Source organism: Streptomyces sp. NPDC090025 (assembly GCF_044748125.1).
GTDB lineage: Bacteria > Actinomycetota > Actinomycetes > Streptomycetales > Streptomycetaceae > Streptomyces.
Genome location: NZ_JBIVFL010000018.1, coordinates 1 through 21,520, shown reverse-complemented (window position 1 = coordinate 21,520; position 21,520 = coordinate 1). Strand labels below are relative to the sequence as shown.

Sequence of the window (21,520 nt, the reverse complement as noted above, 5' to 3'; positions counted from 1 at the left end):
TCCCAGGATGCGAGGAAGCGTCATGAGTACAGCCGCACAAGGCACCGAAGCGTTGGCGGAGGCCATCCTCCGCGGTGTGGGCGGGCCCGGGAACATCGAGAGCCTCACGCACTGCGCGACCCGGCTGCGCTTCCAGCTCCATGACGGGACCAAGGCCGACCAGGCCGCGCTCGACGCCCTCGGCGGGGTCATGGCCACCGTGCCGCAGTCCGGCGACCGCCTCCAGATCGTGATCGGCGGCGCCGTCGCCAACGTCCACTCCGCGATCATGAACCTGCCCGCGATGCGCGCCGGCGGCTCGCCGCGCCCGCAGTCCGACGCGGACGTCAAGGCCGCCGCCCGGGCCAAGGGCCGGGGCCGCTACGCCATGGTCGACAACTTCTTCGAGTACCTCTCGGACTCGTTCCGCCCGCTGATGGGCGTCCTGCTCGGCTCCTCGCTGATCATCGCGATCGCCTCCGTCCTCGACGCCGTCGGCCTGGTCGACTTCCGCGCCGCCGACAAGTCCGCGAGCTGGGTGTTCGTCGACGCCATGTGGCGCTCGGTGCTCTACTTCCTGCCGATCATGGTCGCGTACAACGCCGCCAAGAAGCTGAAGGTCGACCCCTGGGTCGGCGCCGCCGTGATGGCCGCCGTGATGACCCCGAACTTCACCGGGATGCTCAACCCGAAGTCCGGCATCCCCGGCGTGACCTGCACCACCAACGGCACCCTCGGCACCCAGGAGTGCGTGGCGCACGTCTTCGGGCTGCCGATGCAGCTCAACGACTACGGCGGCCAGGTCTTCGTGCCGCTGCTGATGGTCGGCGTGCTCGCGCTCGTCTACAAGGGCCTGCAGCGGATCTTCCCGGAGACCGTCCACCTGGTCTTCGTCCCGTTCTTCAGCATGCTGATCATGATCCCGGTGACCGCCTTCCTCATCGGCCCCATGGGCGTCTGGGCCGGCAACGGTCTCGGTGAGGGCCTGTCCTGGCTGAACAGCAACGCCCCGATCGTCTTCGCGATCCTCATCCCGCTGCTCTACCCGTTCCTGGTGCCGCTGGGCCTGCACTGGCCGCTGAACGCGCTCATGCTCGTCAACATCAACACCATCGGGTACGACTTCATCCAGGGCCCCATGGGCGCGTGGAACTTCGCCTGCTTCGGCGCCACCGCCGGTGTGCTGCTGCTCTCGATCCGCCACCGCGAGAAGGAGATGCGGCAGACCGCGACCGGCGCCCTCGCCGCGGGTCTGTTCGGCGGCATCTCGGAGCCCTCGCTCTACGGCATCCACCTGCGCTTCAAGCGGATCTACCCGCGCATGCTCGTCGGCTGCCTCGTCGGCGGTGTGATCGTGGGCGTGCTCGGCGGCGTCGACACCAACGCCTTCGCCTTCACCTCGCTGCTGACCATCCCGGTCTTCTCGCCCACGGCCACCTACCTCATCGCGATCACCGCCGCCTTCGTGATCTCGATGGCGCTCGTGTACTTCTCCGACTACCTCACCCCGGAGCAGCGCGCCGCGGCGACCGCCGAGCGTGACGCGGCCGAGGCCGCCGCCGCGACCGCCGAGTCGGTGTCCGTGTCCGAGCCGGCCGAGGCCGCCGACCGCGAGCTCGTCACCGTCGGTGCCACGGCCACGGCCACCGCCACCGCCACGAGCAAGACCGCCGCCGCCCCGGCTGTCACCGCCACCCCGGGCACCGAGCTCGCCGCGCCCGTCGCGGGCCGGGTCATCGCGCTCGACGAGGCCGGGGACCCGGTCTTCGCCTCCCGGGCGCTCGGCGAGGGCGTCGGCATCGAGCCGGCCGACGGCCACGTCGTCGCCCCGGTCGACGGAGAACTGGTCACGGTCGTCGACTCCGGCCACGCCTTCGGCATCCGCACCCCCGACGGCATCGAGGTGCTGATCCACGTCGGCATCGACACCGTCCAGATGAAGGGCGCGGGCTTCGACGTCCGGGTCGCCTCCGGGCAGCAGGTGAAGGCCGGTGACCTGCTCGTCGAGGTCGACCTCGACGCCGTACGCGCCGCCGGGCACCCGACGGTCACCCTGATGACGGTCACCAACACCGCGGAGCTCGCCTCGGTGGTCCCGCACACCGGCCGGCCGGTCGCCGTCGGTGACCCGGTGGTGACGGTCACCCGCTAGGGCGCAACACGCCCTAGCGGCCCCGGCGGGCCGCGTCCCCCACCATCCGCCGATCCCGGCCTTAGGGCCGGGATTGGCGTCGACGGGGGACGATACGGGATCATCGAACAGGAATCGGACTAGGGACGGGAAGGAGGGCCGGTGGAGGCACTACGCGTCCTCAACAACAACGTGGTCCTCGCGCGCGACGGCAAGGGCCAAGAGGTCATCCTCACCGGCCGGGGCATCGGCTTCGTCTCCCGCCAGGGCAAGCCCATCGACCCGTCCCTGATCGTGCGCGTCTTCGTCCCCGCCGACGGACGTGATCCCGATCACCTGGCCGAGGTGTTCGCGCTGATCGGCGAGGACGTGCTGCGGGCCGTCGTCATCGCCCTCGAAGAGGTCGGCATCGAGGGCCGCGAGTCCACCCGCCCCACCCTCGCCATCGCGATCGCGGACCATGTCGCCGGGGCGCTCGACCGGACCGCCAAGGGCGTCGTCATCGAGTACCCGCTGCGGGCCGAGACCCAGGCGCTCTACCCCACCGAGTACGCCCAGGCCCAGCGGCTCCTGGCGGCCGTCAACGAACGCGTCGACCCCCGCCTCGACCCCTCCGAGGCGACCGCGCTCGCCCTCCACCTGGTCAACGCGGGCTTCGCCTCGGGCGACCTGTCCTTCACGTACAAGATGACCGGCGTCATCCAGCAGATGCTCGCCGTGGTGGGGGAGCGGTACGGCATCGACGTCTCCCAGGAGTCGATGAACGCGGCCCGCTTCATCACCCACGTGCGGTACCTCTTCGTCCGGATCCAGCAGCACCAGCAGCTGAAGGGCCACGAGTCCACCATCGGCAAGGGCATCCGCCACCACTACCCCGAGGCCACCGTCACCGCCCAGAAACTGGCCACGATCGTCGAGCTGCGCCTCGGCGAGCGGCTGAGCGAGGACGAGGTCTCGTACCTGGCCCTGCACGTGGCCCGGATGACCATGGACGCGGACGGCGCCACCCCGCTGCCCTGACCCTCCTGGTGCCCCCCGGTACGGCCTTCGGCTCGTCACGCGTGCGTCGAGTTCGAGCCAACTCCGTTGAGCTGTAAGGGATTTGCCGCGCCCTCCTGCTAGCTTCGCGAGCGTCCGACGGAGCCGGGGGGTCTCATGGGGCGCAGCAGGGCGGTCAGGCGTACGTCGGTGCGTCGTCGTGCCGAGACCGGCCGGGCGGTGCGGTGAGCACGCCGTCGCCGGGCCCGTCCGGGACCGCGACACCGAGTCCCGGGTCCACATCGACCCCGACCGCACCGACCCCGACCACGACGCCCACGCCCGGGACCACCCACCTGCCGTCCCCGGGCCAGTCACCGGGGCAGCCGAGTCCGCAGCAGTTGCCGTCGCCGAGCCCGAACTCGGCGCCGCAGGGTCCCGCCAAGCCCGCGGGCCCGCCGAAACAGTTACCGCCCGCGATCCCGCCGACGGTGTCGAGTCCCTGGACGGGCCCCGGCACCATCGACGTACAGCCGCTGCAGCTGTACCAGGTGTCGGCGGCCCTCGCCGTCGAGCAGCAGTCGTTCCACAGGGCGCTCACCCAGTTCCTCGACGTCCACACCTGGTACGCCAAGGTCGGCGGCTCCGGCACCGACACGGCCGCGTTCGCCACCGCCTACGCCGAGGTCGTGGCCCTGCTCATGGAGGTGCACGGCAAGGCCGTGGTCGCGATCGGCGGTGCGGCGGTCGGGTTCACCACCACCGCCAACAACTTCGGCCAGGCGGACGCGGCTACCCACCCCGGTAACCCGCCCTTCACACCGCAGCCGCCGCCCGTGGTGATCGACAGGCCGCCGACGTACCCGCTCCCGCCGCCGTTCGGCGTCCGGGACGGCAACCCCGTCGACGACTTCCTCGACGTCTTCGACGGCGGCATCGCGGGCGACCTGATGCGCGAGGTCGTCGAGGCGGCCTTGCGCACGGGCCGGGCGCTGGAGATCCTGCCGCTCCCCGACTACCTCAAGGTCAACGACCTCTCCCAGGCGTGGCTGCCGCTCCAGACCGGCATCGGCATGATCCAGGGCCAGCTCCAGGACACCATCAACATGGTCACCAACCACGAGAACGCGGAGTGGCACATCGCGATGCGCCAGTTCGTGTCCTCGCTGTGGGGCACGACCGCCTGGGGCAAGAACACCGTCGGCCTGGAGTGGGGCCACAAGCCGCCGACAGGACCGGGCACCAGCATGCCGGTCTTCGCCGTCCTCAGCACCACGGCGCAGCTGCTGGCCCAGTACCTGCGGGAGTACGCCGAAGCCGCCGAGGCGGTGCGCCGCGCACTGCGCGAGATCCTGCACACCGCGTTCCAGCGGGCCTTCGCGGTGCTCGACCTCAGTGACATCAAGCGCACCTTCAAGAACCTCTGGGACCGGGTGAAGAAGCTGACGAAGGGGCTGCTCGCCGCCGTGCTCCTGAACATCGACACGGGCAAGGTCAACGAGGCCGTCGACATCTACGAGAGCAAGTTGCGGGAGCTCACGCAGAAGGTCAAGAACCTGATGGACCAGCTGCGGGAGGCGTCGATCGCCGTACCGACCTTCCAGGCCGAGACGGCGCGGGCCGAGGCGTACGCCTCGCGCTCGCTCTTCGAGTTCGACCGCTCGCTCTACCCGCTCAACGCGCAGTCACGGGACCCGAACAACCACTTCGGCCTCGACCTGGCGTCGATGGAGTGGGCGACCAACCCGTTCCAGCCACCGAACGGTGACCCGCTCAGGGAGGGCAAGGACGCCCACACCATCGACCGGCATGTCGGCCTCACGCCTGAGCAGTTGAAGGCGCGGGTCCGGGACCAGGGCGTCGACGCCTCGGCGTTCCCGGACCTGCAGACGGCGGAGAAGGCCGTCCAAGCCGCACTGAACGATCAGCAGAACATCACCATCATCGAGACCTGGATGAACAAGCAGAAGCAGAAGGTGGCGAACGGGACGTTCAGCCCTGGCTCCGCTCCGGAGCTCAACGTCGTCACCCTCACGGACGTGACAGGTTCCACCATCTCGAAGGCCGATTTCGACGCGTCCGGCTTCGCCGCCCAGCCGGTCCCCGTCCACAGTGCCAAGGTGATCCTCGCCTACTCGCCCGAGTCCGGGACGTTCTACGTCCGGACCGCCTTCCCGAAGGCCCCGTAGCATGCCGACCGTGTCGACGAAACACCATGAACTCCTCACCCATGGCGCGGTGGGGCTGCTGCTGCGTGTCGCGGCGGCGTCCCGCACGCCCGGTGCCGCGCCGCTGGAGGACGAACTCCAGCGGCTGTCCCGGGTCCTCACGGACAACCGCGCCACGGCGGCCATGATGCCCACTGTGGTCCTCGCGTCGTTGCTCGACCTCCTGGCCGACGAGGTCGGCACGGAGGCGTTCCAGGACCGGCCGTCCGACTACCGGCGGCAGCTGGCCGAGGCAGCCGGTGGTGATCAGCCCGCCGACTTCCTGCGCTCGCTCGCCGAGCTCATCCGTGACCCCTGGTTCCGGCTCCCCCCAGGCCCCGCCGAGCTGCCGCTGTCCGGATGGGAGGCGACCGCGCGCTTCTCGCTCACCTCGGCCTTCGTCTCCTCAATGGTCGCGAGCGAGTACAACAGCGTGGACGAGGCCCTGGACGAGATCCTCAACAGCGAGCATCCCGAGGATTGCCACGAGCGGCTCGGGAACCTCGCCGGAGAGCTGCAGCGGGTCCTGTACCTGTTCGGCGGCCCGGCCGAACTCGACGCGGCCTTCGCCGCCGTCATGCCCGAAGTGACCCATGCGCGCGTGCGCCGTCTTCTGGACGCCGTGCACGCGCACTTCGCCGAGCTGCACTGACCGAGCGACCGAGGGAAGGAGCCGCCGCCATGTCCACCGAGCCGAACCTCGCGGTGACCGACGAGGACCTGAGGCGTCTCGCCGACGACCTCGACGCCATGCGGGCGCACATCGACGGACAGGTGCGCCGGATGGACGCGCTCGTCGACCGGGCCGAGGCGCGCTGGCGCAGCGAGGCGGCGACGGCATACCGGAAACTGCACCGGGAGGCCGGAGCGGACGCGGTGCGTATCCGGGAGATCCTGGGGGTGCTCGCGAAGGCGGTGCGGATGAGCCGGGACGGCTTCACCCGGCAGGAGCTGGACGTGCTGCGGGAGTTCCGGGCCGAGATGCGGAAGGTCGACATCGACGCCGAGGTGCGCGAGCTGTCCGGCGAGGGGTCGGGCGGCGCGGGACCCGGCGGGGGCTCCGGTACGAGTCCGGCGGCGGCGCCGACCAGCAGGATCAACGACATCTGAGTGGGGGCATGACGTGAGGGCGGGGGACATGGCATGAGTGACGACGGATCCATCACCGTCGACCTGGCCGCGCTGCGCGAGATCGCCGGCGAGCTGGAGGGCATCCTGAAGGCGCTCGACGAGCGGCTGACGGTGCTGTACGACCGTACGGTGCCGGTCGTCCTGGCCTGGCAGGGCGAGGCGCGCGAGGCGTTCGTCGACGAACTCGACCGCTGGGACCGGCAGGTGGGGGACCTGCAGGCGGCACAGCGGTGGCTGCATGCCATCGTGACCACCGGGCACGCCAACTACGCCTCCGCCCAACGGGCCACCCTGCGCGGCTGGGGCGGTGCCTGAGATGACCGACGCACCGGACGACAGCACGCCCGAGGTCGACCTCACGAAGCCCTCTGCGGCACCGGCACCGGCACCCGACCCGGAACCCGTTCCGGCTCCCGCGCCCGCGCGCGCCGACCGGGCCGCGACCTTCCCGGACCGGGCCACCGCCCAATGGGCCGTCCAGCAGGTGATCGCCCTGAACGAGCAGACCATCCACCGCTGGCTCGCCCAGTCCACCCGGCGGCGCCTTGTCGTCGAGGCGGCCTGGCCGTCCAGGACCGACCCGGTGGGCACGGTGCTCACCACCGGGATGATGCTGGCCGGACAGCAGCCGATCGAGGTCCGCGCCGCGCGGGTCGTGCTGCTGCGCGCCGCAGCCGACCAGGCCGGGGTGCCCCCCTTCTCCATCCGTTCCTTCCTGCCCGTCATCCTGTAGAGGCCGCAGTGTCCCTGAACCCCGCCGAGCACGACCGCAAGTACGGCGAGCTCGACCAGGTCGTCCGCGCCCACCTGGGCCTCGGCCCGCACGCTCCCGAGGCCCTGGCCGGATATCTGCGGCAGACCTGGCGCACCCGGCCCTGGGCCATCGCCGTCGCCGCCGAGCAGCTCCGCACGTACGCGGACAACCCGCCGGGACGGCTCCGGCTCCGGCTCGGCGAGTACTACCGGCTGCCCGACCTGGGGCTGCCGCCCGAGGAGCTCCGGGAGTGGCTGGTCGGGCTCGCCGACCGGCTCGACGAGAGCCTGGCGAACGGACAGGCGCCGCCGCCCGGGCCACCCGTCACGCCCTGGGAGTGGCGGGCCCGGTTCCCCGAGCTGGCGCAGCTGCTCGGCGGCTGGTTCACGCAGGACATGCCGGAGGAGTTCGGCGACCACGAGGCCGCGCTCGCCGACTACCTGGAGGGCACCGACCCCGGGCTCGTCGCCCAGCTCACCGGCGAACTCCACGACCTCCTCGCCCTCGGCCTCGGCGAGGAGGGTCTCGCCCTGGCGCTGGTCGCGCTCGGCGCCGAGACCGAGCCCCCGGTGCCGTACACCCCGGACGCCTGGCTTGCCGTCCTCGCCGTACGGCTGCGCGGCTGACCTCCGACGATGGCGAAGTGGGCGCGGAGGGACGGTTCATGATGAGGCGTCAAGCCGTCGTCGTCGGGGCCGGGGTCGGTGGGCTCACCGCGGCCGTGGCGCTGGTACGGCGGGGCTGGCGGGTCACCGTGTGCGAGCGGGCGGTCGAAGCGCCCGTCACCGGGGCCGGGATCGGGCTCGCGCCCAACGCGCTGCGCGCGCTGCGGGCCGTCGAGGTCGACGTCACGCGGGTGACCGGCGGCGCCGTGCCGGACACGATGGGGGTGCGGCGTGCCGACGGGCGGTGGCTCGTCCGGACCTCGACCGCCGATCTCGCGGCGCGCTACGGGATGCCGCCGATCGCCGTGCCGCGCCCGGCCCTCACGGTCGCGCTGACCGGCGCGCTGCCCGGCGGGGTGCTGCGGTACGGCACTGCCGTCACCCGGGTCGACGGCGCCGGGGCCCGGGCGGTGGTGCACACCGAGGGCGGCGAGGAGCTGGCGGCCGATCTGGTCGTCGCCGCCGACGGGATCCACAGCCCGCTGCGCCGCGCGTATTTCCCCGGCCACCCCGGGCTCCGGCATCTCGGCGAGACCGCCTGGCGGGCCCTGGTCGAGGCCCCCGACGTGCCGGTCCCGGCGATGAGCGAGACCTGGGGCCGTGGTGAGCGGTTCGGGGTGACCCCGCTGTCCGACGGCCGCTCCTACCTGTACGCCACCGCGACCCTGCCGCCGGGCGGCGCCGGGGCGGGCGATCCCCGGGCCGAGCTGCGGCGCCGTTTCGGCTCCTGGCACGACCCGATCCCCGCGCTGCTCGACCGGATCGACCGACTGGCCGAGGCGGACGTGCTGCGGCACGACCTGTACGAACTGGCGGCGCCGCTGCCGCGCCTGCACCAGGGCCGGATCGCCTGGCTCGGCGACGCCGCCCACGCGATGGCCCCGAACCTCGGCCAGGGCGGCTGCCAGGCCGTCGAGGACGCCGTGGTCCTCGCCCATCTGCTGCCGCGCGGCGACACACCGGCTTGCGGTGCGGGAGACGTCCCGGCCGCCCTCGCCGCGTACACCGCCGCCCGTCGTGACCGTACCGACGCCGTCCGGGTACGGGCCCGCCGGGTCGGCGCGCTCGGGCAGCTGCGGCACCCGCTGGCCGTCGCGGCCCGCGATCTCGCGGTCCGCGCCACCCCGGTGCGGCTGGCGCTGCGCGGGATGGACGACCTGTTCGACGGGTTCAGGCTGCCGGAGCGGCCGGGGTCGCCGGGACGCTGACGGGCGCCGCCGGGAGCGTGTCGAGGAAGGCCAGCACCGTGGCGGCGAACTCCTCCGGCGCACCGGTGTAGACGAGGTGGTCGGCGTCCAGCTCCGCCGCGACCGTGTGCGCCCGGCGCTCGGTCATGGCGCGGACCTGCTCCGCCGGGATCACGCCCCGGGTGCCGTGCACGAGGAGGGCGGGGCAGTCGGTCGCCGTCCAGTCGGCCCAGTGGTCGCCGTGGACCAGTTCCTCGGACCGGTACATGTCCTCCGGGTGGAACGGCAGCCGCCAGCCGCCGTCCGGCTCCCGGCGCAGCCGCTCGGCGAAGTACGGCGCCGCCGGACCCATGCCCGCGAGCAGTTCCTCCCGGCTCGCCGCCCGGTAGGGCAGGTTCAGCAGGAAGCCGAAGGGGTTGGCGCCGTCGAGGCCGAGCGAGGCCGGGCCCTCGGCGTTGATCAGCGCCGAGACGCGCTCGGGGTGCCGGGCGGCGAACTGGTAGGCGTTGACGGCGCCGAGCGAGTGGCCGAGCAGGGTGACCCGGTCGAGTCCCAGGTGGTCCAGGAGGGCGCCGAGATCGGCCAGATAGCCGTCGCGCCCGTAGTCGGCGGCGCGGTCCGACTCGCCGTGGCCGCGCTGGTCGGGGGCGATCAGCCGCCACCGCGGCGACAGCGCCTCGGCGAGCGCGGCGAAGGTCGCGCCCTCGGAGAGGTGGCCGTGCAGGGCGACCAGGGGGCGCCCCGTACCGCCGAAGTCGAGGTAGGACAGCGTGCGGCCGTCGACGGTGAGGGCGGAGCGGACGGCGGTGGCGGGCGTCGTGGTGCCGGACATGGAGGCTCCTCGGATCGGTGGGGAGGCGGTGGGGAGGCGATGCGGCGGCCGTGCCGTGCGGTGCCGTGCGGTGCCGTGCGGTGCGCCTCGGTGGCGATGACGAGAACGCTAGCGAGGATTTGGGCGTACGCGCAAGACGTGCGCCTAAGGCATTTGCGCGAGGCGAGCGTGCGAGACGTACGCACAAGGCGGACGCACAAGACATGCGCGTAAGACTTGCGCGTAAGACGTTCGCCTGAGGCGTGCGCCTTGTGCGAGCGCCCGAGCGCTCGCTAGCCTCCGGGCATGGGAAATCGTGAAGACCTGCTCGCCGGAGCCCGCCGCTGCCTGGAGGAGAAGGGCTGGGCGCGCACCACCGTGCGCGACATCGCGGGCGCGGCCGACGTCAGCATGGCCGCCATCGGCTACCACTTCGGCTCCCGCGAGGCCCTGCTCAACGCCGCGCTCATCGACGCCATCGACGAATGGGGCACCCAGGTCGGCCGTCGTCTCGCCGACTTCGGGGCGGCGGGGGCGACCCCGGGCGAGCGCTACGAGGCCATGTGGGACCGGGTCGTCGAGTCCTTCGCCGACCACCGCGCGCTGTGGCTCGCCACGCTCGAAGCGCTCGTCCAGGCCGAGCACTCCGAGGACCTGCGCCGCTATCTGGCCGGCGGACAGGCCGGTGGGCGCCGGGGCCTGGCGGCCATCCTCGGCGGGGTGGCCGAGGACGAGGTCGACGACACCACGGCCCGCACCCTGGGCGCCGTGCAGATGGCCCTGCTGACCGGTCTGATGACCCAGTGGCTCACCGATCCCGAACAGGCGCCGACCGGTGCCGACATGCTGGCGGGGGTACGCGCGCTGGCGCGCGTGACCGGGGCCTGAACCCGGCCGCGGGCACGCGGGGCGGGGGCCTGAGGCCGGGTTCAGGCCCCGGTCCCCGTGGGGGTCAGCCCGCCGGGGTGAGGGTCGCGCCGACCGTGCTGCGCAGGGCCGCGCTTGGCGCGTTGAGGCCCGTGATGTCGAGGGTCTTGCCGCGCTGCGCGTACCGCTGCTCGATCGTGTCGAGCACCGCCACCGACGACGCGTCCCAGATGTGCGCGGCGGACAGGTCGAGGACGATCCGGTCCGGGTCGCCCGCGTAGTCGAAGCGGTCGACGAGTTCGTTGGCGGAGGCGAAGAACAGCTGGCCGGTGACCGTGTAGACGATCCGGCCGCCGTCCGGGTCGAGCACGGAGCCGAGGTCGGCGTGCCGGGCGACCCGCCGGGCGAAGACGACCATCGCGGTCACCGAGCCGACGACCACGCCGACCGCCAGGTTGTGGGTGGCGACCACGCACACCACGGTGATCACCATGACCAGGATCTCGCCCGCGGGCATCCGCCGCAGCGTGCCGGGGGCGACCGACCGCCAGTCGAAGGTCGCGAAGCAGACCATGACCATGACGGCGACAAGGGCCGCCATCGGGATGTCGGAGACGACCGGCCCGAAGGCGATGCAGAGCACCATCAGGAACGCCCCGGCGAGGAACGTCGAAAGCCGGGTCCTGGCCCCCGACACCTTCACGTTGACCATGGTCTGGCCGATCATGGCGCAGCCGCCCATGCCGCCGAAGAAGCCCGTGACGATGTTCGCGACGCCCTGCCCGACCGCCTCCCGGGTCTTCGAGGAGCGGGTGTCGGTGATCTCGTCGACGAGCTGTGCCGTCATCAGCGACTCCATCAGGCCGACGAGCGCCATCGCGAAGGCGTACGGGGCGATGGTGGTGAGGGTGTCGAGCGTGAAGGGCACGTCGGGGAGCCCGGGGACGGGCAGCGAGGAGGGCAGCGCGCCCTTGTCGCCGACGGTCGGTACGGCGATGCCCGCGGCGACCGTGATCACGGTGAGGGCCACGATCGAGACCAGCGGCGCCGGGATCACGGTGGTGAGCCGCGGCAGGAACACCATCAGGGCGAGGCCCGCGGCGAACAATGGGTACACCGGCCACGGCACGTGCCACAGCTGCGGCACCTGGGCCATGAACACCAGGATCGCCAGGGAGTTGACGAAGCCGACCGTCACCGACCGGGGTATGAACCGCATCAGCCGGCCCACGCCCAGCGCGCCGAGCACGATCTGGAAGACACCGGCCAGGACGACGGCGGCGATCAGATAGCCGAAGCCGTGCTCCCGGTTGAGCGGGGCGATCACCAGGGCCACCGCGCCCGTCGCGGCCGAGATCATCGCGGGCCGCCCGCCGACCACCGCGATGGTGACCGCCATGGTGAAGGACGCGAACAGGCCGATCGCCGGGTCCACCCCGGCGATGATCGAGAACGAGATCGCCTCCGGGATCAGCGCCAGGGCGACCACGAGCCCGGCGAGCACCTCGGTGCGCAGCACCTTCGGCGAGAGCCACGACGGACGCGGCGGAAGGAGTGAGCTGATCCGGGGCGCGGGTGCGGACGCGGGTGCCGGTACCGGCGTGGGCGTGGCGGAATCGGACGAGACGGTCACGTGGGGCGAACCTGTCGGGCGGGCACACCGCCGGGGGACAGGCGAGCGTACGGGGATACGGGACGACCGGCCAGCCTACCGGCGCGCCGGGCGCGGCCCGCACGGTGTCCACGGCACCGCCGTCCGTGCGCCTGTCCGTCCGTGCGCCTGTCCGCCTGTCCGTCTCTCCGCCTGTCCGTCCGGACCGTGTCCCCAGCTCCGCCGGCCCTCCGCTCAACCGTCCACGCGGCGCAGCTCGATCAGCGCGCTCGCGTGGTCCCCGCGCGGCAGCCGCAGCGGCAGGCCGCGGTGGACCAGGTCGGCGCCGTGGTGCAGCAGCCCGGTCTCCTCCTCCCGGTACACCGCGGCGGGGTCGAGGGACGGCAGCCGGAGCGGGGCCGGGGGGTGGCCGAAGACGGTGGTGGGGCGCCAGGCGAGGACGGCGTGGGCGGTGCCGTCCGGGGACGCGTGGTGGACCGCCGTCAGCGGAGCGGACGGGGGAGCGAGGCGGTACTGGATGCCGTGCTGGACCAGGGGGCGGATCCGTTTGTACGTGGCGACCAGCTCGGCGGCCTCCGCGAGGTCGGCCTCCGGCCAGGCGGCGAGGTCGCCGCCGAGGCCGAGCGCGCCCGCCATGGCGACATGGAAGCGGAAGCGCAGCGGGGTGGAGCGGCCGGTGGCGGGGGTGGGGCTGTCGGTGACCCAGGCCGCCATCGCCTGCGCCGGGAACAGCTGCGAGAAGCCGTGCTGGATGCCGATCCGGTCGACCGGGTCGGTGTTGTCCGAGGTCCACGCCTGGTCGGTGCGGGCGAGCATGGCGAGGTCCACCCGGCCGCCGCCGCCCGCGCACGCCTCGATGCGCAGTCCGGGGTGGTCGGCGCGGAGCCGGTCCATGATCCGGTGGACCGCGCGGGTGTGGTCGATCCACAGCCGGTCCGGGTCCCGGTGGCCGTCCCAGCCCGCCTCGGTGAAGGGACGGTTGGCGTCCCATTTGAACCAGTCGACGGCGTGGTCGCGGACCAGGCCGTCCAGGGTCCCGCGCACCCACTCCTCGACCTCGGGCCTGGCCAGGTTCAGCATCAGCTGATGGCGCAGCTCGGTCGCGGCGAGCCGGGGCGAGTGCAGCACCCAGTCCGGGTGCTCGCGGTACAACTCGCTGTCCCGGTTGACCATTTCGGGTTCCACCCACAGGCCGAACGCCATGCCGAGCCGGTGCACCTCGGCGGCGAGCGGGCGCAGTCCGCGCGGGAACGCCTCGGGGCGCGGGGTCCAGTCACCCAGGCCCGCCCGGTCGTCGCGGCGGCGCCCGAACCAGCCGTCGTCCAGGACGAACAGTTCCGCGCCGAGCCGCGCGGCCCGCCGGGCCAGTTCGATCTGTCCGGCCTCGTCGACGTCGAACCCGGTCGCCTCCCAGGAGTTGTAGAGCACCGGCCGGTCCCGCCCGGGCTCCGGCAGGACGTGCTCCCGTACGTACGCGTGCCAGGCCCGGCTCGCGGCGCCGAAGCCGTCCGGGGTGTACAGGCCCGCGTACACCGGGGTGCTCAGGGTCTCGCCCGGCCGCAGCGACCAGCTGAGCCCCTCGTGCCCGAAGCCGCCGGTCCAGGTGGTCCGGCCGACCGGGTCCCGGTGCACGGTGACCCGCCAACTCCCGCTCCAGGCCAAGGCGGTGCTCCACACCTCGCCCGACTCCTCGGCGGCCGTGCCGTCGTCGAGGGCCAGCCACGGGCTCGCGTGATGGCCCGTCAGACCCCGGCGGCTGGTCAGCACGGTCTCGGCGACCGGCAACCGGTCCCGCTGGAGCTGGAACTCACTGTTCCAGCCGCCGACCAGATGGCTGAGCCGGTAGTCGGCGAGCGGCGGCGCGGTCCAGGAGGCCGAGTCGAGACGGCTGACGGTGACCGGGTCCGGCGCCCCGTCCGTGGCCGCGCCGGTGTGGGTCAGCTCCGTCCAGCGTTCGATCACATCGGTGTCCTGCCGTACCCGGTAGCAGAGTTCGGCCCGCAGCGGACGATGCCGGTCCGCCAGGCGCAGCCGCAGTTCACCGCCTGTCACCCGGTGTCCCGCGAACCGCCACTGCGTGCCCCGGGTGCCGTCGGCGAAGCGGACCTGGAGGCCGGCCGGGCCGAACCGGGCGCCGGTCTCCGGTGCCAGCTCATCGGCCGCCGCCTCCGTCTCGAAGCTGCTCGCCGCCGCCGACACCGCGCCCGGCGTCCCGGCCAGCGCGTCGAGGCCGAGCGGCGCGCCCCAGTGCAGATGGCGCGGGCTGCCGTCGGCGCCGACCCGGAGCGCGTACGTGGTGTGCGGGGTCCGCAGCACCGCGAGGCCGCGGTCGGGGTCGAAGGTGACGGGCGGGTGCGGATCGCGTGGCACGAAGGGTCCCCTGACGTTCAGTCTTCAACAGCCCTTAGCCCCACGGGGGTTCGGGCACGGAGGCGGGCCCGAGCGTAGGTCCGGGATGTCAACTAAATCAATACTGGCCGAAGTTATTTATTTGCTCTACGTTGCACCCGTGTTTCGAACCCACTCCCAGCCGCTCGTCAGCGCGCCCGCCGAGACCGCCGTGCTCGCCCTGCTCCTCGCCGAGGGCCCGCTCAGCCGGGTCGAACTGGCCCGCAGGACGGGGCTCTCGTCCACGGCCGTCACCAAGGCCGCCCGGCCGCTCATCGACGACGGCTATCTGTACGAGCTGCCGCCGGAACGCACCGCGCCGGGCGCCGGACGGCCGGTGAACCCGCTCGCGGTGGCGCCCGACCGGGAGTTCTTCATCGGGCTCAAGATCAGCTCCGACCAGCTCTTCGGCGCGGTCTGCGATCTGCGGGCCGGGATCAGGACCACCGCCGCCCGCCCGCTCGAACGTTGCACCCCCGACGCGGTCGCGCCGCTCGCCGCCGAACTCGTCGGCGAACTCCTCGACGCCGAGCCGGTGTTCCGTGACCGCACCCGTCACCTCGGGGTCGCGGTCAACGGCGACGTGGACCGGGCGGCCGGACTGCTGCGCCACTCCGGGCTGCTCGGCTGGCGCGACGTACCGCTCGCCGCGCAGCTCGCCACTGCCACCGGCCTCGCCGTCACCGTCGAGAACGACGTCCGGGCCCTCACCGTCGCCGAGCACTGGTTCGGCGAGGGCATCGGCACCGACTACTTCGCCCTGGTCACCATCGGCGCGGGCATCGGCTCCGCGCTCGTCGTCGGCGGGCAGCTGCTGACCGGCGCGCACGGCGTGTCCGGCGAGGTCGGACACCTCTGCGTCGACCCGGCCGGGCCGCCCTGCCGGTGCGGTGCCCGGGGCTGCGTCGAGGCCATCGCGTCCACCGACGCCATCCTCACCGCGCTCCGCGAGGCCAGCGGGAAGCCCAGGCTCACCTTCGACGCGGCCGTCGCGCTCGCCCGCGGCGGCGACCCCGTCGCCCGCGCCGCGTTCGCCAGGGCCGGGCAGGCGATCGGCGTCGGCATCGCCAACCTGGTCAATCTCGTCGGGCCCGAACGGGTCGTCGTCAGCGGCGAAGGCGCCGACGCCTACGATCTGTTCAGCCGCCACATCCAGACCGCCTACGCGGCCCACGCGTTCGGCGCCGCCGCCCGCTGCACGCTCTCGCTGCGCCCGCTGCCCTGGGAGGAATGGGCCCGCGGCGGCGCCGCCGTGGCCATCCAGGCACTGTTCCCGCGCTACGCCGCCAGCTCGACCGTGGCCACCGGACGCTGAACACCCGGCGCCCGCACCGCAGTTCCGCACCTCCGCACCGCTCCCGTACCACCGCCTCCGTACCACCGCTCCCGCACCACCGCTCCCGTATCACTGCTTCCGCACCACCGCTCCCGTACCACCGACTCCGTACACACCCTCACCGAAGGACAAGGGACATGAGCGCACGCAGAGCCGAGCTCAGCCGCCGAGGCTTCCTCACCGGGTCGCTGCTCGTCGCCGCCGGATCGGTCGTCACGACCGCCTGCACCACCGATCCCACCGGCTCCGGCTCCGGCTCCGGCGCGAAGACCACCCTGAACGTCTGGTTCCACGCCTACGGCGAGGCGGGCGCGCAGGACGCCGCCCTCCGCTACGCCAAGGACTTCACCAAGGCCAACCCGGACATCGCCGTCAAGGTCTCCTGGGTGCCCGGCGACTACACCGCCAAGCTCAACGCCACCCTGCTCACCAGCGGCGCCCCCGACGTCTTCGAGATCGGCGACTTCAGCGAGGGCATGGCCCGGCGCGGCCAGACAGCCGCGCTCGACGACATCTACGGCAGCGCCGAGGAGGACTTCAACAAGGCCGCCCGCGCGTACGTGACGGTCGACGGCAAGAAGTACGGCGTCAAGATGGTCGACGACGTGATGATGCTCTACTACCGCAAGAGCGTCCTCGCCAAGGCCGGCGTCGCCCCGCCCGCCACCTTCGACGCGCTGCGCGCCGCCGCCAAGAAGCTCACCACCGCCAAGAACAAGGGCCTGTACCTCGGCAACGACGGCCTCGGCGACGCCCCGCTGATGGCGGTCTGGTCCACCGGCGGCAACCTGGTGGCCGACGGCAAGGTCGGCTACGCCGCACCCGCCGCCGTCGAGGCGGTCGCCGCGCTGAAGCAGCTCCACGACGACAAGTCGCTGCTGATCGGCTTCACCACCGACTGGTGGGACCCCTCCGCGTTCGCCCAGGGTGTCGTCCCGATCCAGTGGAGCGGACTGTGGGCGATGCCCGCGATCAAGGAGGCGCTCGGCGACGACTTCGGGGTCATCCCCTGGCCCGCCTTCAAGGCCGGGGGCACCCCCGCCGTCCGGGTCGGCGGCTGGACCAGCTGTGTCAACGCCAAGGGCAAGCACGTCGCCGCGGCCAAGCGGTTCGTGCAGTGGCTGTGGGTCGAACAGACCACCCTGCAGAAGGACTTCGCCGAGAGCTACGGATTCCACGTGTCGCCCCGGACCTCGGTCGCCGCCACCGCGGGCAAGCTGTCGCAGGGCGCCGCCAAGGACACCGTCGGGCTCGCCGCCCGCTACGGCCGGTCCAATCCGAGCACCTGGGACACCGCGACCGCCACCCCGCTCGCCGCCGCCGCCAACAAGATCGTCCGGGGCGAGGGCGACCCGGCCCGGCTGCTCGCCGACGCCGCCCGGCAGTCCCAGACGGCCGTGGACAAGCAGCGGTCCTGATGGCCACCGTCTCCGAGACCACCGGCGGCACCGGGTCCGCGACCGCCGCCCCGGCCCCGGCCGGCCGGCGGGCCACCCGGGGGCGGCGCGCCGACCGCCGCTCCTGGGGAGCGTTCCTGCTGCTCACCGCGCCCGTCCTGATCGGACTCGGCGTCTTCAAGTACGTCGCCATCGGCTGGAGTTTCCTGCTCAGCCTCTCCGACGCCCAGGGCACCATCGCCCTCGGCGAGTGGGTGGGCCTCGACAACTACCGCCAGCTGCTCGCCGATCCGGCGTTCCGCGAATCGCTCGGCAAGATCCTGCTCTTCACCCTCTTCATCGTGCCGGTCACCTTCGCCGTCTCGCTCGGCCTCGCCCTGCTCGTGCACCGGGTGCGGCGCGGCCGGGCCGTGGTGCGCACCGCGTTCCTGATCCCGGCGGCCGTCTCGTACGTCGCGGCCTCGCTCCTGTGGAAGATGTCGCTGTTCAACGGGCTGCCCGGCGGCATCGCCAACATGATCGGCGGCTGGTTCGGCAGGGAGCCGGTGCCCTGGATCCAGACCACCGACCCGCCGCTGTACTGGGTCGCCCTGGTGACCCTGCGCCTCTGGCTCCAGGTCGGCTTCTACATGGTGCTGTTCCTCGCCGGACTCCAGACCGTCCCGAAGGAGATCGACGAGGCCGCCGCCCTCGACGGGGCCACCGGCTGGCGCCTGCTGCGCCGGATCACCCTGCCGATGCTGCGGAACACCTCGGTCGCGGTCCTCATGCTCCAGTTCATCGCCGCCTTCCAGGCGTTCGACGAGTTCTACAACCTCTTCAACAGCGGCCTCTCGGGCGGCGGCACCGCCCCCGTGCAGCCCCCGCTGGTCTACCTCTACAACACCGCGATGGGTGCCCAGAACTACGGACTCGGCTCGGCCGGTGCCTTCGTGCTCACCGCGCTGATCGTGGCCGTCACCCTGATCCAGGGCCGGATCACCGGCTTCGGCAAGGGCGAGGAGTGAGCGCCGGATGAAGCCGATGAACCCGATGAACCCGAAAGTGAACACCCTTATCGGACAGGCGGGTTGGTGGCGGCCCGGCGTACGCGGACTGCTCATCGGTCTGCTGACCCTGGTCTTCCTCGCACCCTTCTACCTGATGCTGCGCAACGCGCTGATGGACTCGCGGAGCCTCACCTCGCCCGACTGGACCTGGTGGCCCTCGGACATGCGCTGGGACAACTTCTCGGCGCTGTTCGCGGACCCGACGCTCCACATGGGCCAGGCGCTGGGCAACTCCCTGCTGATCGCCGGGATCACCGCCCCGCTCTCCACCCTGCTGGCGTCCGCCGCCGGATACGCCCTCGCGCGCATCCCGGTGCCAGGGCGCGGAGTGGTCCTCGCCCTGGTGGTCGGCACCCTGATGATCCCGGGCTCGGCCACCTTCGTGCCGACCTTCGTCGTCGTCGGCTCGCTCGGCGGCGTCAACACCCTCTGGGGCCTGATCGTGCCGGGCCTCTTCAACCCCTTCGCCGTGCTGCTCTTCCGCAACTTCTATCTGCGCTTCCCCGCCGAGATCGAGGAGGCGGGGCGCCTGGACGGGCTCGGCTGGCTCGGTCTGTACGGGCGGATCGCGCTGCCCGGTTCGGGTGCGATGCTCGCCTCGCTCGGCGCGCTCGCCTTCATCGACAGCTGGAACTCCTTCCTGTGGCCGCTGGTCATCGGACAGGACCCGTCGGCCTGGACCGCGCAGATCGCGCTCTCCACCTTCCTCACCTCGCAGACGATCAACCTTCCCGGACTGTTCGCCGGGGCGGTGGTGACCATCGCCCCGCTGGTGGCGATGTTCGTGATAGCCCAGCGCTACATCGTCGAGGGCATCGCGACCAGCGGCCTGAAGGGCTGACCCGCCACACTCGCCCCCCCACCGACAGCACCACGCACCACCCCCGCTCCCTCACCCCACCCCCTCCGGAGGGAAACACCATGCGCAGACCTGCCCTGTCCGCCCTGCTGGCGACGGCGGCGCTGCTCGCCGGCGCCGCCGCGCCCGGCGCGGCCGCCGCCCCGCCGCCGACCACGCCCCTGACCGTCGCCGCCCCGATGACCGGTGCGCAGCTCGCCGCCTCCTGGACCGCGCCGCTGTCCACCCGGGGCCGCTACGTCGTCGACGCCGACGGCGACCGCTTCAAGCTGAAGTCGGGCAACTGGGCCGGTGCCCAGGGCACGTACGAAGGCAGCGGCGACATCAATGATGTGACGAACCATCAGGCCGACCAGAACTCGCACAACCTGCCGCTCGGCCTGGACCGCGCCCCGCTCGACCGGATCCTCGCCGACTTCCACGCCCTCGGCCTCAACAGCATCCGGCTGCCGTTCGCCAACGCGCTGCTGCACGACACCAGCACCGTCCCCGACGCGGCCGTCGCCGCCAACCCGCAGCTGAAGGGCCGCACCCCGCTCCAGGTCTTCGACGCCGTCGTGAAGGCGCTCACCGACGACGGCTTCGCGGTCATCCTGAACAACCACACCACCAGCTACCGCTTCTGCTGCGGCCTCGACGGCAACGAACGCTGGAACAGCGGCCAGTCCACCCAGGCGTGGGAGGACGACTGGCTGTTCCTGGTCAACCGGTACAAGAACGACAAGCGCGTGGTCGGCGTCGACCTGCGCAACGAGATCCGCCGCGACACCTGGGACGACCCCAACTGGGGCTGGGGCGACGACCACGACGCGTACGCCGCGTACGAGAACGCCGGGAACCGGATCCTCCAGGCCAACCCCGATCTGCTGATCGTGATGGAAGGCATCAACTGGTACGGCATCCCCACCGACATCACCAGCCATGGACGGCCCAACCTCAAGCCGGTCCGCAACCTCTCCCACACCCTGATCCGGTCCGGGAAGCTGGTCTACGCCGCCCATGTGTACGCCTTCACCGGGCCCAAGCACAGCGGCGCGAGCGACGACGGCTGGGGCTCCACCCACGACAGCCGCTACCAGGACTTCACCGCCGAGGAACTGGCCCGGGTCGTCGACGAGGAGGCCCTGTTCGTCACCCAGGACGGCCGGCACTTCACCGCGCCCGTCTGGCTCAGCGAGTTCGGGGCCGGTGGACGCGGCTCGGACAACGCCAAGGAACAGGCGTGGTTCCGCAACTTCACCGACATCCTGGTCCGCAACGACACCGACTTCGCCGTCTGGCCGCTGGTCGGCTGGGCCGACGCCACCGGCAGGCCGAACGACAACTGGGCGCTGGTCTCGTACGACACGGCCGGCCGCAAGACCTCCCTCGACCAGCCCGGCGACTGGCGCACGGCCGACTGGCGCAAGCTGGTCGACGCCCCCGCCCGCGAAGGCCGGATCGCCCCCACCGACCGCTGGAACATGCTGAACCTGGACTTCGGCGACCAGAACCTCTCCGAGACCCTGCGCGTCCAGCCCGACTGGAGCCAGGGCAACCGCAAGGGCAACTGCCCCGACTCCCAGCGCGTGGTCGCCCTCGCCCGCAGCTCCAACCGCGGCCTGTGCACCGACGCGGGCCAGCCCGCCAAGGCGGCCGGGGCCTGGACCACCGTCACCGACGAGCGCTACGTCACCCACGGCGACTGGGCGAGCGGCTACAACAAGCTCCAGTGCCCCGACCACACCTTCGCCGTCGGCTACAGCGTCAACGGCAACAGCATGGCCGCGCTGAAGTGCGCGCCCGCCGACCGCGCGCTGCCGCTCACCCAGCGGCTCGTCTGGTTCGACCACGGCGACAACCGCCCGGCCACCGGCGGCGCCACCGCCGACGACTGGGCACCGGGCCACTACAAGGGCCAGTGCGCCGACGGGGAGTACCTCGCCGGGGTCGCCTACACCTGGAAGTGGAACCACGGCGGGGTGCCCGACGCCCTGCTCTGCCGCCCGCTGCGCTGACCCGCGCCCACCGCCTCAGCTAGGGCGTGTCCGGTGGATCATGGCCGGGGCCGGGACGCCCGGCACGGCACCTCGCTCCCTAGGTTCTGTCGTCAAATGTCACGCCCACATCAGGAGTGATGCGAGGGTGACGGCTGCTTCGTAGGACTGTGCGGTCTTGTCGTAGCGGGTG

19 protein-coding genes are annotated in these 21,520 nt (G+C 72.3%); 15 read left to right on the top strand and 4 right to left on the bottom strand.

Annotated elements, in window-relative coordinates:
• Positions 1 to 22: 22 nt before the first annotated feature.
• Positions 23 to 2,131 (top strand): glucose PTS transporter subunit IIA, encoded by a 2,109-nt coding sequence (locus tag ACIPXM_RS30910; RefSeq protein ID WP_401662346.1) that lies wholly within the window; start codon positions 23 to 25, stop codon positions 2,129 to 2,131.
• A 141-nt stretch (positions 2,132 to 2,272) separates the two neighbouring features.
• Positions 2,273 to 3,130 (top strand): PRD domain-containing protein, encoded by an 858-nt coding sequence (locus ACIPXM_RS30905; RefSeq protein WP_401662344.1) that lies wholly within the window; start codon positions 2,273 to 2,275, stop codon positions 3,128 to 3,130.
• A gap of 154 nt (positions 3,131 to 3,284) precedes the next feature.
• Here the strand turns inward: ACIPXM_RS30905 and ACIPXM_RS30900 are convergent, their stop codons facing one another.
• Positions 3,285 to 3,533, bottom strand: coding sequence for a hypothetical protein (locus tag ACIPXM_RS30900; protein ID WP_401662342.1), 249 nt, complete (start codon positions 3,531 to 3,533; stop codon positions 3,285 to 3,287).
• A 46-nt stretch (positions 3,534 to 3,579) separates the two neighbouring features.
• On the opposite strand from ACIPXM_RS30900, the gene ACIPXM_RS30895 reads away from it, so the two are divergent.
• Genes ACIPXM_RS30895 through ACIPXM_RS30865 form a run of 7 tightly spaced genes read left to right on the top strand, consistent with a single transcriptional unit; the run spans position 3,580 to position 9,053 of the window.
• Positions 3,580 to 5,277, top strand: a complete 1,698-nt coding sequence (locus ACIPXM_RS30895) for an RNase A-like domain-containing protein (protein WP_401662340.1) — start codon at positions 3,580 to 3,582, stop codon at positions 5,275 to 5,277.
• A gap of 10 nt (positions 5,278 to 5,287) precedes the next feature.
• Complete coding sequence (locus ACIPXM_RS30890; protein ID WP_401662338.1) at positions 5,288 to 5,947, top strand: hypothetical protein; 660 nt, start codon at positions 5,288 to 5,290, stop codon at positions 5,945 to 5,947.
• 29 nt (positions 5,948 to 5,976) lie between these two features.
• Positions 5,977 to 6,405, top strand: a complete 429-nt coding sequence (locus ACIPXM_RS30885; protein WP_401662336.1) for a WXG100 family type VII secretion target — start codon at positions 5,977 to 5,979, stop codon at positions 6,403 to 6,405.
• A gap of 33 nt (positions 6,406 to 6,438) precedes the next feature.
• The gene (locus ACIPXM_RS30880) at positions 6,439 to 6,741 is read left to right on the top strand and encodes a WXG100 family type VII secretion target (protein ID WP_401662334.1); all 303 of its coding nucleotides are present in this window, start codon (positions 6,439 to 6,441) and stop codon (positions 6,739 to 6,741) included.
• Between the two features lies 1 nt (position 6,742).
• Positions 6,743 to 7,159, top strand: a complete 417-nt coding sequence (locus tag ACIPXM_RS30875) for an RNase A-like domain-containing protein (protein WP_401662332.1) — start codon at positions 6,743 to 6,745, stop codon at positions 7,157 to 7,159.
• Positions 7,160 to 7,167: 8 nt separating this feature from the next.
• A complete protein-coding gene (locus tag ACIPXM_RS30870; protein WP_401662330.1) occupies positions 7,168 to 7,806 on the top strand; it encodes a contact-dependent growth inhibition system immunity protein in 639 nt (212 codons plus the stop codon).
• A 38-nt stretch (positions 7,807 to 7,844) separates the two neighbouring features.
• A complete protein-coding gene (locus ACIPXM_RS30865) occupies positions 7,845 to 9,053 on the top strand; it encodes an FAD-dependent monooxygenase (protein WP_401662328.1) in 1,209 nt (402 codons plus the stop codon).
• Here the strand turns inward: ACIPXM_RS30865 and ACIPXM_RS30860 are convergent.
• Positions 9,016 to 9,864, bottom strand: coding sequence for an alpha/beta fold hydrolase (locus tag ACIPXM_RS30860; RefSeq protein WP_401662326.1), 849 nt, complete (start codon positions 9,862 to 9,864; stop codon positions 9,016 to 9,018). The two genes, ACIPXM_RS30865 and ACIPXM_RS30860, sit on opposite strands and share 38 nt — an antisense overlap.
• 285 nt (positions 9,865 to 10,149) lie before the next feature.
• Between ACIPXM_RS30860 and ACIPXM_RS30855 the strand changes: the two genes are divergently transcribed.
• Positions 10,150 to 10,731, top strand: a complete 582-nt coding sequence (locus ACIPXM_RS30855; protein ID WP_401662324.1) for a TetR/AcrR family transcriptional regulator — start codon at positions 10,150 to 10,152, stop codon at positions 10,729 to 10,731.
• A gap of 64 nt (positions 10,732 to 10,795) precedes the next feature.
• On the opposite strand, the gene ACIPXM_RS30850 is transcribed toward ACIPXM_RS30855, so the two are convergent.
• Entirely contained in the window at positions 10,796 to 12,343 is a 1,548-nt protein-coding gene (locus ACIPXM_RS30850) for a SulP family inorganic anion transporter (RefSeq protein WP_401662322.1), read from the bottom strand.
• 213 nt (positions 12,344 to 12,556) lie between these two features.
• On the bottom strand, positions 12,557 to 14,692 hold the full coding sequence (locus tag ACIPXM_RS30845) for an alpha-galactosidase (RefSeq protein ID WP_401662320.1): 2,136 nt from the start codon (positions 14,690 to 14,692) through the stop codon (positions 12,557 to 12,559).
• 139 nt (positions 14,693 to 14,831) lie between these two features.
• On the opposite strand from ACIPXM_RS30845, the gene ACIPXM_RS30840 reads away from it, so the two are divergent.
• From ACIPXM_RS30840 to ACIPXM_RS30820, 5 genes are all read left to right on the top strand, one after another.
• Complete coding sequence (locus ACIPXM_RS30840) at positions 14,832 to 16,025, top strand: ROK family protein (protein WP_401662318.1); 1,194 nt, start codon at positions 14,832 to 14,834, stop codon at positions 16,023 to 16,025.
• A gap of 158 nt (positions 16,026 to 16,183) precedes the next feature.
• Positions 16,184 to 17,464 (top strand): ABC transporter substrate-binding protein, encoded by a 1,281-nt coding sequence (locus ACIPXM_RS30835; protein ID WP_401662316.1) that lies wholly within the window; start codon positions 16,184 to 16,186, stop codon positions 17,462 to 17,464.
• Positions 17,464 to 18,450 (top strand): carbohydrate ABC transporter permease, encoded by a 987-nt coding sequence (locus tag ACIPXM_RS30830; protein WP_401662314.1) that lies wholly within the window; start codon positions 17,464 to 17,466, stop codon positions 18,448 to 18,450. The genes ACIPXM_RS30835 and ACIPXM_RS30830 overlap by 1 nt, the downstream gene beginning before the upstream one ends.
• A gap of 7 nt (positions 18,451 to 18,457) precedes the next feature.
• Entirely contained in the window at positions 18,458 to 19,333 is an 876-nt protein-coding gene (locus ACIPXM_RS30825) for a carbohydrate ABC transporter permease (protein WP_401662312.1), read from the top strand.
• A gap of 80 nt (positions 19,334 to 19,413) precedes the next feature.
• Positions 19,414 to 21,348, top strand: coding sequence for a glycoside hydrolase family 5 protein (locus tag ACIPXM_RS30820; RefSeq protein WP_401662310.1), 1,935 nt, complete (start codon positions 19,414 to 19,416; stop codon positions 21,346 to 21,348).
• The last annotated feature ends 172 nt before the right edge of the window (positions 21,349 to 21,520 follow it).

Excerpts from the sequence above, each read along its gene's own strand:
- ACIPXM_RS30910 (WP_401662346.1), top strand. The coding sequence starts at position 23 with ATGAGTACAGCCGCACAAGGCACCGAAGCGTTGGCGGAGGCCATCCTC.
- ACIPXM_RS30885 (WP_401662336.1), top strand. The coding sequence starts at position 5,977 with ATGTCCACCGAGCCGAACCTCGCGGTGACCGACGAGGACCTGAGGCGT.
- ACIPXM_RS30880 (WP_401662334.1), top strand. The coding sequence starts at position 6,439 with ATGAGTGACGACGGATCCATCACCGTCGACCTGGCCGCGCTGCGCGAG.
- ACIPXM_RS30875 (WP_401662332.1), top strand. The coding sequence starts at position 6,743 with ATGACCGACGCACCGGACGACAGCACGCCCGAGGTCGACCTCACGAAG.
- ACIPXM_RS30865 (WP_401662328.1), top strand. The coding sequence starts at position 7,845 with ATGATGAGGCGTCAAGCCGTCGTCGTCGGGGCCGGGGTCGGTGGGCTC.
- ACIPXM_RS30860 (WP_401662326.1), bottom strand. The coding sequence starts at position 9,864 with ATGTCCGGCACCACGACGCCCGCCACCGCCGTCCGCTCCGCCCTCACC.
- ACIPXM_RS30855 (WP_401662324.1), top strand. The coding sequence starts at position 10,150 with ATGGGAAATCGTGAAGACCTGCTCGCCGGAGCCCGCCGCTGCCTGGAG.
- ACIPXM_RS30835 (WP_401662316.1), top strand. The coding sequence starts at position 16,184 with ATGAGCGCACGCAGAGCCGAGCTCAGCCGCCGAGGCTTCCTCACCGGG.
- ACIPXM_RS30830 (WP_401662314.1), top strand. The coding sequence starts at position 17,464 with ATGGCCACCGTCTCCGAGACCACCGGCGGCACCGGGTCCGCGACCGCC.
- ACIPXM_RS30825 (WP_401662312.1), top strand. The coding sequence starts at position 18,458 with ATGAAGCCGATGAACCCGATGAACCCGAAAGTGAACACCCTTATCGGA.
- ACIPXM_RS30820 (WP_401662310.1), top strand. The coding sequence starts at position 19,414 with ATGCGCAGACCTGCCCTGTCCGCCCTGCTGGCGACGGCGGCGCTGCTC.